3 protein-coding genes are annotated in these 9,490 nt (G+C 62.9%); 2 read left to right on the top strand and 1 reads right to left on the bottom strand.

The window, feature by feature from the left end:
- Nucleotides 1-145 precede the first annotated feature (145 nt).
- Both K0H47_RS18795 and K0H47_RS18790 read left to right on the top strand, forming a co-directional pair.
- Entirely contained in the window at nt 146-3,238 is a 3,093-nt protein-coding gene (locus tag K0H47_RS18795) for a transglycosylase domain-containing protein (RefSeq protein ID WP_219273402.1), read from the top strand.
- Between the two features lie 135 nt (nt 3,239-3,373).
- The gene (locus K0H47_RS18790; RefSeq protein WP_219273401.1) at nt 3,374-8,479 is read left to right on the top strand and encodes an NEL-type E3 ubiquitin ligase domain-containing protein; all 5,106 of its coding nucleotides are present in this window, start codon (nt 3,374-3,376) and stop codon (nt 8,477-8,479) included.
- Nucleotides 8,480-8,492: 13 nt separating this feature from the next.
- Here the strand turns inward: K0H47_RS18790 and K0H47_RS18785 are convergent, their stop codons facing one another.
- Nucleotides 8,493-9,464, bottom strand: coding sequence for a fimbrial protein (locus K0H47_RS18785; protein WP_093210180.1), 972 nt, complete (start codon nt 9,462-9,464; stop codon nt 8,493-8,495).
- Between the last annotated feature and the right edge of the window lie 26 nt (nt 9,465-9,490).

The following is a 9,490-nucleotide window of genomic DNA, read 5'->3' as shown; positions in this document are numbered from 1 at the left end:
AACCTCCCTCGCCACAGCAAGCTCCCTCACCACAGCAAGCCCCTTCACCACAAACAACATCCCTCTCACAAATTCCGCCCACTCGCCCACCACCGTCTAAGCTTCAACCAAGTCCGATCAATCTGCGTAAATGGATCAATCGACTATGGGCGCTTTATGGCAAAACGCTTCGACCAAGGCTGCGGTCTCCACCGATAGCCCGGATGAACAGCCATTGCCACAAAGCCCTCCCCCCCGCCGACGGTTGTGGTGGCGGCTGTTCTGGCTGGTGCTGTTGATTGCGTTGATCGCCCTGGCTTTTGCCGCTCTGCGGGAAATGCGCACTTCAAGGTTGCAGGCCAAAACCTTCACCGACATCGCCTCAACCCTCACCTACCAAATGCATTCGGGCCCCAGCGATGCGCGGGTTTACCCAGGTGCCGGGCCCTTTGACAAGCGCTTGGGCTACAGCGCCCTTGGCGAGTTCCTGCCGCGCTTGATCAAGCGTGACTACCTGATCCAGGCTCAAGCGCGCTTCTCCCCCGACCTGATGGCCTACGCCCAGCGCGGCCTGTTCGTGCCCTACCCGGAAAAGATGCAGGCCGGCCTGACTATCACCGATTGCCGGGCCGCCCCCCTGTATCAGTTCACGTATCCACAGCAGTTGTACCCAAGCTTTGCGGCGATCCCGCCGGTGGTGGTCAGCAGCCTGCTGTTTATAGAAGACCGCGACCTGCTCGACCCGAAAAACCCTCAACTCAACCCGGCCGTGGATTGGCCGCGTTTCGCCAAGGCCGCCTGGTCCCAGGTGGCCAAGCTCTTGCACCTGCCCGGCCAGACAGCAGGCGGCAGTACCCTGGCGACGCAACTGGAAAAATACCGCCACTCGCCCGACGGCCTGACCCTGTCCGGCGGCGAAAAAATTCGCCAGATGATTTCCGCCAGCGTGCGCGCGTACCAGGACGGCCCGCAAACCCTCCCCGCCCGCCAGGGCATCGTGCGCGACTACCTCAACAGCGTGCCCCTGTCGGCGGTGCCCGGCCACGGCGAAGTGCACGGCATGGCCGAAGGTTTGCGCGTGTGGTACGGCGCTGACTTCAACCAGACCAACGCCCTGCTCAACAGCCGCGACCCCAAACAACTGTCGCAAAAAGGCTTGGCGTTGCGCGAGGTGCTGTCACTGATGATCGCCCAGCGCCGCCCGTCTCACTATTTGTCCAAGGGTCACAAGGAGCTGGCGGACCTCACCGACAGCCACATCCGCCTGCTCGCACAGAACAACGTGATCGACCCGGCCCTGGCCAACGCCGCCCTCGCCAGCAAAGTCACCTACCGTGACTGGCAACAGCAACCGACGATCCAGCCGATCGAAACCAACAAGGGCATTACCGTCGCCCGCACTCGCCTGGCCGCCCTGCTCAATCAGCCGCTGTATGACCTCGACCGCCTCGACCTGTCTGCCACCAGCACCTTGCAGTCGGACCTGCAAGCCCAGGCCAGCGCCTACCTCAAGCACCTCGCCGACCCTACCTTCGCCGCGCAGATCGGCCTGCTCGGCCCGACGTTGCTGACGCCCGCCAGCACCGCCCAGGTGCGCTACAGTTTCAACCTCTACGAGATGACCCCCGACGGCGCGCGGGTGCGGGTGCAGACCGACAGCACCGACCAGCCGTTCGACATCAACGAGGGCAGCAAGCTGGAACTGGGCTCCACCGCCAAGCTGCGGGTGATGACCACCTACCTGCAAATCGTCAGCGAGTTGCACGACAAATACGGCTCGATGCCCGCTGCCCAGTTGCGCAAGATTCCGGTGGACGACCAGGACCGCATCACCCGCTGGGCCCTCGATTACCTGATCCAGAACAGCGATCGCAACCTGCCGGCCATGCTCGACGCCGCCCTCAATCGCCAATACTCGGCCAACACCAGCGAAGGCTTTTTCACCGGCGGCGGCATGCACCACTTCCACAACTTCCGCAGTCAGGACAACGGCCGCACCCCCACATTGATCGAAGCCCTGCGCGAGTCCATCAACCTGCCGTTCATTCGCCTGATGCGTGACCTGGTGCGCTACACCACCTACCAGGGCCCGAACAACAGCGCCGAGTTGCTCAAGGACGACAACGACCCGCGCCGCCAGGAATACCTGGCCCAGTTTGCTGATCGCGAGGGCACTACGTTCCTGCTCAAGTTCTGGAAAAAGTACCGCAACAAAGATACCCAGGCGCGCCTCGATACCTTTCTCGATGGCATGCATCCCACCGCCATTCGCCTGGCCGCCGTGCACCGCTACCTGCTGCCCAATGCCAGCCAGGCGAGCTTCAACAGTTTTGTCCGTTCCCATTTGAGCAGCGTGAAAAGCCCTGAGAAACTCACCGACGAGCGCCTCGACAAGCTCTACCAGAACTATGGCCCCGGCGCCTATGACCTGCCCGACCAAGGCTATATCGCCAAGGTTCACCCCCTGGACCTGTGGTTGATGGGCTACCTGTTGCAACACCCCGACGCCACCTTTACCCAGGCCACCGCCGCCAGTGAACATGAACGCCAGGAGGTTTACAGCTGGCTGTTCAAGAGCCGCCACAAGAGTGCCCGCGACAGCCGCATCCGCACCATGCTGGAGATCGAGGCGTTCCTCGATATTCACCAGCGCTGGCAAAAAGTCGGCTACCCCTTCGACCACCTGGTGCCGTCGCTCGCCACGGCCATCGGCAGCTCCGGCGACCGCCCGGCAGCGCTGGCAGAGCTGGTGGGGATCATCCTCAACGACGGGGTGCGCCAGCCCACTCTGCGTATCGACAGCCTGCGCTTTGCCGCCGACACCCCGTACGAAACCCGGCTGGTCAATGACCCCAATCGCGGCAAGCGCGTGCTGCCTTCCGAGGTGGCCACGGCGCTCAAGGGCGCGCTGTCCCAGGTGGTGGACGCGGGCACCGCACGGCGCGTGTCCGGCAGTTTCAAACTGGCGGACGGTACGCCGCTGGCCATGGGCGGCAAGACCGGTACCGGGGACAACCGGATCGAAGCCATCGGCGCCGGTGGGCGGATTCTCAGCTCCAAGGCGATCAACCGCACGGCGACCTTCGTGTTCTACATCGGCGAGCATCATTTCGGCACGCTGACCGCCTTCGTCCCCGGTGCTTCGGCCCAGGGTTTCAAGTTCACTTCGGCGTTGCCGGTACAAGTACTCAAGGGCATGGCGCCGATTCTTACACCCTATTTGCAACCGGGCGACAACAGCTTATGCAGCGCGCGCTGAAGGGCCTATCCCTGCGCTTTTCACTTGCGAATTACTGAGGGATCCGCCGCAGTTTCCACCCACTATTCAAACTTATCCGCAGCCGTGCCGGTGCATAGACTCAAGCCTTCTTTTTGAGCTCTACAGGTTGCCCCCATGGCCGACATACCCGACCAGTCCCTGCACCACGCGTTTATCGAAAACGCCCTGCCGCACTGGCTGAAAACCACCTCGCCACATCGCCTGCGCGCACTCAACGACGTCGCTCACCAAGGCATCCGCCACTATCCCCATGCCAGCGCCAGACAGCACCAGGCGCTCAAGCCCGCCATTGCCGAACACTGGCAGCAACAGACGGCGATGGACCAACGATTTCAGGCACTAACCAACGTGTACGCCTTCGCCGAACCGTTGCTGAAAAATGCCTTGAAGGCCTATGGCGATATCGACGTCAAAACCACCTACCTGCGGCTGTATGCCAGCGCCACGGTTGCCTGGTGGGTGCATGACTTCAAGCGCGGGGAGCAAAGCAAAACCCTGTCGCTGCTGGACGCCGCGCTGGCCAACTTTGCCGCCTCGGACACCTTCGTCGATTCCGCCTTCATGTCCGCCGAAGACCCACGCGGGCAGCGCGATGTACTGACGTTGCGCCACACCACCACCGGCGCGGTATTGACCGCTGAACAATTCAAGCAAATCTGCCGCACCCTGGACCTAGGCGCCCGCTATCAGAAAAGCCTGCGCCAAGCCCTGGGGTTCTATGACGCGGCGGTGACCCGGGCTGTGCGCCTGCAGATGATTGCCACCCAGAAGACGGCCCTGGGTACGGCCGCGCACCTGGCCCTGATCAACCGGGACATCGACGCCGATGCCCATGGCGCCGTGCTCGACCTGATCGCCGGCCGCGTCGCACTGCTGGAGGGCCTGCCCCTTGAATGCCATACCCTGAGCCTGATGAGCACGGCATTGACCGGCATCCTGCTGCTGTTTGTGCCGCAGCCCACCCGGCCGGTAGGCAAGGTGCTGGTGTATATCCCCGCAGACCCCGAACACCCCTTGAAGCAATACCCTTCGCCCGCGGCCTTCCTCAGTCATCTCACGGAAAAACTGCGGGACAAGCAGCGCTACCAGACCTTCTTCAGCCAGTTCATCGACCATGCCCGGCGCGGTGAATTCTTTGCCGGGCTCAATACGCGCTTGAGCCGTGTGCGTTGGCATCAAACCCCACACACCGACCCGCGCCCCAGCTGGCGCGACACGCCGATCACCCAGCCGAATCTGCAATTCAGCGTGCAGGCCATCGGTGACGATCACGTCAATCGCTCAACGCTCGCCGCCGAAAATGACCTGTGGAATTACCAGTACCGCCTCAAGTTGAACAAGATCGTCAACGATGCCCTGGACATCGCCGTGCCCACCGCCACCGCTGACCGCCACGCGCGCTGGGCCTGGTGGGACAACCTGGAAAAAATCCTCGGGGATATCTTCAACGCAGCGCTGCTGGTGCTGACGCCTTTCGTGCCGCTGCTGGGCGAAGCGATGCTCGCCTACAGCCTGTACCAGATCACCGACGAGGTGTTCGAGGGGATTCTCGATTGGGCCCAGGGGCGTGGAGCCGAGGCGGCAGAGCAAGTGGTCGCGGTGGCCGACAGCGTGATCCAGTTTGCCCTGTTCGGCGCCGCCAGCCAGTTGGGCCATGTCGCACGGCTCAAGCTCAGCCCCTTCGTCGAAGGCTTGCGCCCGGTGGTGCGGCCCGACGGCAGCGCGCGCCTGTGGCACCCGGATATTGCGCCCTATGCTGTGAAAAACCTCGACCAGCCGTCCAGTGTCGACGGCCTGCACACCCATCAGGGCAAGCAGATCCTCGCGCTGCAAGGCGCTCACTTCGAAGTGCAGGCAGACGCTGAAACCGGCGACACGCGTATCGCCCATCCGCAGCGCGCCAACGCCTATCAACCCCAGGTGCGGTTCAACGGCAGTGGCGCCTTCGTGCATGAAGCCGAGCAACCGCGCACCTGGGACAGCACCACACTGATGCGCCGCCTGGGGCCACGAGCCGCATCATTCAGCGACCAGCAACTGCAGCAGATGCAACGCATCAGCGGTGCCGACGACGGTGTATTGCGCAACCTTTACGTGCAAAACCGGCCGACCCCGCCGCTGCTGGAAGCCACCCTCAATCGCTACGAAGCCCGGCACGCGGCCACGCAGACCGTGCACACCCTGCGTACCGGCGCACCGCTGCCGCTGGATGCAACGTCCGTCTGGTTCGAGCAGACCATCACCGAGCTGCCGGGCTGGCCCCAAACCAAGGCATTGGAAGTGTTCGTGCGCTCGGACAAGACCGGCGACTCCCACAAGTACGCCAACCCGGATGCATCGCCGGCCGACACGCTGCAACTGAGCCTGGCCGAGGTGATGTCCGGCGAGTTGCCGGCGCGGGTGCTGGGGTTTCTCGATGAGCCGTCGATCAAGCAACTGCTGGGCGGCGACGTACCGCAAGACCTGCGCGTGCAAACCTTGCGCGATCAACTGGCGGACTCGGTGGCGCGCCAGACAGGTGACATCGCCGACTACATCCACAACGCCCGCCAGCTCAGCGCCGATCCCCATGTGCGTCGGTTGCGCGAGCAGGTCAGCCCGCTGGACCGGCCCCTGGCCGAAACCCTGCTGGCCAGCGCCACCCCGGCCGAACGGCAAACCCTGGACCAACACGTACCGCTGCGTTTGCTCAACCAGGCCAGCGAACTGAGCTTCGCCCAGCACAGTGCCCAGGCCTATGCCGGGTTCTTCTCGCCCTGGCCGATCACCGAAGGCACCGAGCGCCTGGTGCTCAACACCCTCAAGCGCCACAGCGATGGCTTTGGCGACCTGCACCTGCAAATCCGTGATCGCCAGGTCAACGGTGCGTTGCGCTGTGAAGCCGGGGTAGCCGATGCCAGCCGGCGCCGGGTGCTGGTGCGCCAGAACCACGTGGGCTACGAACTGTTCGATGAACAGGGCCAACGCCTGCACGGCCCGGATACCCTTTATGAATGCCTGTTGCGTGCATTGTCCGAAGCCCAGCATAGCGAGTTGGGCTACCGGCCCGGCCAGGGCGCCGGGCTCAAGCATTGGCTGATGGCAATTCTCGAACCCTTGGCCGAACGGCGCCGAGTGCTGGCCGAGTCACCGCTGCGCAGTACGGCAGACGTGCAGACCACCACCCTGCTCGGCGGCGCGGCCCTCAGCGGGTTGCGCCGCGCCCAGGAGCATCTGAGCCAGGCACGCGCCCGGGAGGTGCTGGCCAGTCTGTTCCCGACCCTGGAGGAGGTGCGCCTGCAGCGGTTCCTCAATGAGATCGGCCCAGGGCTGAACAATCAGGTCCTCAATCGCCTGGTCCTGCAGCGGCACAACCTGCACCGGGAGCTGGAGCAATGGAAGCGCCTGCCCGGCCCTCATCCCAAAAACAGCCGCATGGCCCGGGAGGAAAAACTGCGTAAAAATATCATTGCGCACAAACTCTATCGCTGCTGGGAAGACCGCCTCGCCGAGCACCGCGACGATTGGGGCCAGGTGCAGAGCGGCGCGAGCCTGGACCTCAGCGCCCTGGACCTGCCCGGCAGCCTGCCGCTGCTGGGCAATGGTTTCGAGCACGTCACCCAACTGAAGCTCGCCAACTGCATGTTCAACGACAGCCAGTGGCCCTTTCTGCAGGCGTTCCCGTCCCTGCGGGAGCTGGATGTCAGTGCGAATGAACTGACGCGGCTGCCCGAGCCCATCGCCAACATGCGCTACCTGCGTGACCTCAACCTGGGAGAAAACCAGATCACGCTGCTCAACGGCGACGTTGCGCGCCTTAAAAACCTCAAGCACCTGCGCAACCTGAACCTGTACCGAAACCCGCTGACGCAGCCCCCGAACATCTCGAAAATGCCGCACCTGCGCCGCCTGTTCCTGAGCCGCACCCCCATCACCCAATGGCCCACCGGACTGTTTGCCCATCCACGGGAGGAGGGTTTCCTGCTGGACCTGAGCCAAACCCGGATTGATCATGTGCCAGCGCTCATGGCCAACAGCGCCGAGGCCCGGACCGTCGCCCACACCCGCCTGGACCGCAACGCCCTGCTCAACGACCAGCGCCTGCTGTACGAGCAGTACCGCGAAGCCGCCGGCCTGGACCCCAACCGCCACTATGAACCCCGTGGAGAGAGCGGCCCGTGGCTGGAGCGGGTCAAGCAGCCGTTACTGGGCAGGCGCCAGGCACTGTGGCAAGCGGTGGAACGCGAGCACGGCTCCCAGGGTTTGTTCGAGGTGATCAAGGCCCTTGAAGCATCCGACTTCTTCCAGCGCCCCCAGGACATGGATGCCTATTGGGACAATCTTGAAACGTTGCGCGAGCGCGTCTGGCGTTTGCTGGAGGCGGCCCACAACGACACGGCGCTACGTGAAAAGCTGTTCAGGATGGCCAGTTTTCCCGGCCTGTGCGCCGACGGCAGTGCACAGATTTTCAATGACCTGGGCATCGAGGTGTTGGTCAGCGAAGCCCAGCGTTACTCCGCCTCGGCCAGCGAGCGCGAGGCCAAACTGGTGACGCTGGCCAAGGGCAATGCACGGCTCAAGCAATTGAACCGCATCGCCAGCGAGGACATTGCCAATCGGCTCAAACCGGAAGCCGAAGGCGGCCTCGGCCAATGGCTGCGTTCGCAACGACGGGAAGGCGTGATGGGCAAGGTGGACGACGTGGAGGTCTACCTGAGCTACCAGACCGCCCTGGCCAAGCGCCTCGACCTGCCCTGGCTGTCAGAACATATGCTGTACCGCGACACCGGTGACGTGAAAGCGGCGCAAATCGAACAGGCCTACAGCACCGTGCTGGAACTGGGCGAAGGTGACGGCCTGGTCAACCAGATGCTGCTGGAGCCCTATTGGGAACAGTGCCTGCACGACCACCACCCGAACACCCTTGAGGCCAATGCCCGGCATTTCGACGAGCAATGCGCGCGCCTGGATGAACTGCAGGAAGCCCAGGCCAGGCTGGCCCAGGCCAATGGTTTGCCCGACGAGCAGAAGGAAGCATTGAGGCTCACGCTGAAGGGCCTCGCCGACGCCCTGGGTGTGCCACATCCGCAAGTGCTGACCGGGCAACCCATGACGGACGATAGCTATAACCTGCTGCTCAACGAACTGGGCTACCGCGAAAAACAATGGATGCGCGAGTTGACCCACCAGGCCCTGGAGCGCCACAGCGAACAACGTAACCGCGTCACGCGCCAGGTCTGACCCTATGGGTGTGTCATGGCACACCCATTACCAGTACGCCGCTGCCGTTTAACGGCCCCTCGACAGGCAAGGACCCGGTTCGCTTGACCAGGGCGAACGTTACAACGTCGCTCCCGGAACTGTTGGTGATACGGGTCAGGAACGAGCCATTGACTCTAACCGCCGCCCCTCCACGGACAAGGGCCGTACCCACGTTCGCATTGCTCATCACCAGCGCATTGGCGTTGAACGAAGACGGCGTGCCTTTGTAGGTAATGGTGATCGGCGTAGTAATCCCCGGGTCCGGGCACCGGTAGGTGAGCGTGTGATCTTTACGAACGGTGGTGGACAGGGGGTCCGTGCCTATCGCCCTCTGATGGACATTGCCGAAGTCGATATTGATCGGCTGGTTATTGTTGATCGTGCACGACGATGGGGAAATGATGAAGTCGTTGTTGGCGATGTACGTGAGCTGCAGGCTCGTGGAGCCGCTATCGTAATTGTTGGTCTGGTCGAGACGTAACACGCCGAGGGTGTCACCTATTCGAATGTCGATAGGGTTGGTCGGGTTGTTGCGGATCAAGATATAAGGAATGACATCGATCGGGATCGGAGTCGTATTGTTAGGCATGGTCGCAATCCGGATACCCGCCGGGATAGGCGTGTCGCGGTACGTGCCATTTATGCGCAAACCGGTCGTCTGGTTGACGAACTTCGGACCAGGCGACCAGGCCGGGCCGATCCTCGTCCCGGTGGCCCAGTAATCCTGCCGTCCATCCGGGGTATAACTGTCGGGTTCGAAGCGACATTCGATCCTCACCCCGGACAGGAGGATACGCGGCTCATTCACCTCCAGTCGCACATTCACCGGGACCTGCAGGTTCAACGTCCCGCCAATGTTCACCCGTTGCCAATTGCCGCCATTGACTCGGCAATCAGCCGCTTTCACGGTCGTCGTAATGCCAGCCAGGGCAAGCAGCACAACGGCTCCAAATAGTCGTTTCATGTTGTTCTCTTTCATCCCATGCATAA

The organism is Pseudomonas sp. Xaverov 83, assembly GCF_019352905.1.
Taxonomy (GTDB): Bacteria; Pseudomonadota; Gammaproteobacteria; order Pseudomonadales; family Pseudomonadaceae; genus Aquipseudomonas; species Aquipseudomonas yamanorum.
The sequence above is the reverse complement of the archived record's forward strand: the minus strand, read 5'-3'. Positions and strand labels throughout refer to the sequence as shown.

Coding starts and splice junctions, on each gene's coding strand:
- K0H47_RS18795 (WP_219273402.1), top strand. CDS start 146: ATGGGCGCTTTATGGCAAAACGCTTCGACCAAGGCTGCGGTCTCCACC.
- K0H47_RS18790 (WP_219273401.1), top strand. CDS start 3,374: ATGGCCGACATACCCGACCAGTCCCTGCACCACGCGTTTATCGAAAAC.
- K0H47_RS18785 (WP_093210180.1), bottom strand. CDS start 9,464: ATGAAACGACTATTTGGAGCCGTTGTGCTGCTTGCCCTGGCTGGCATT.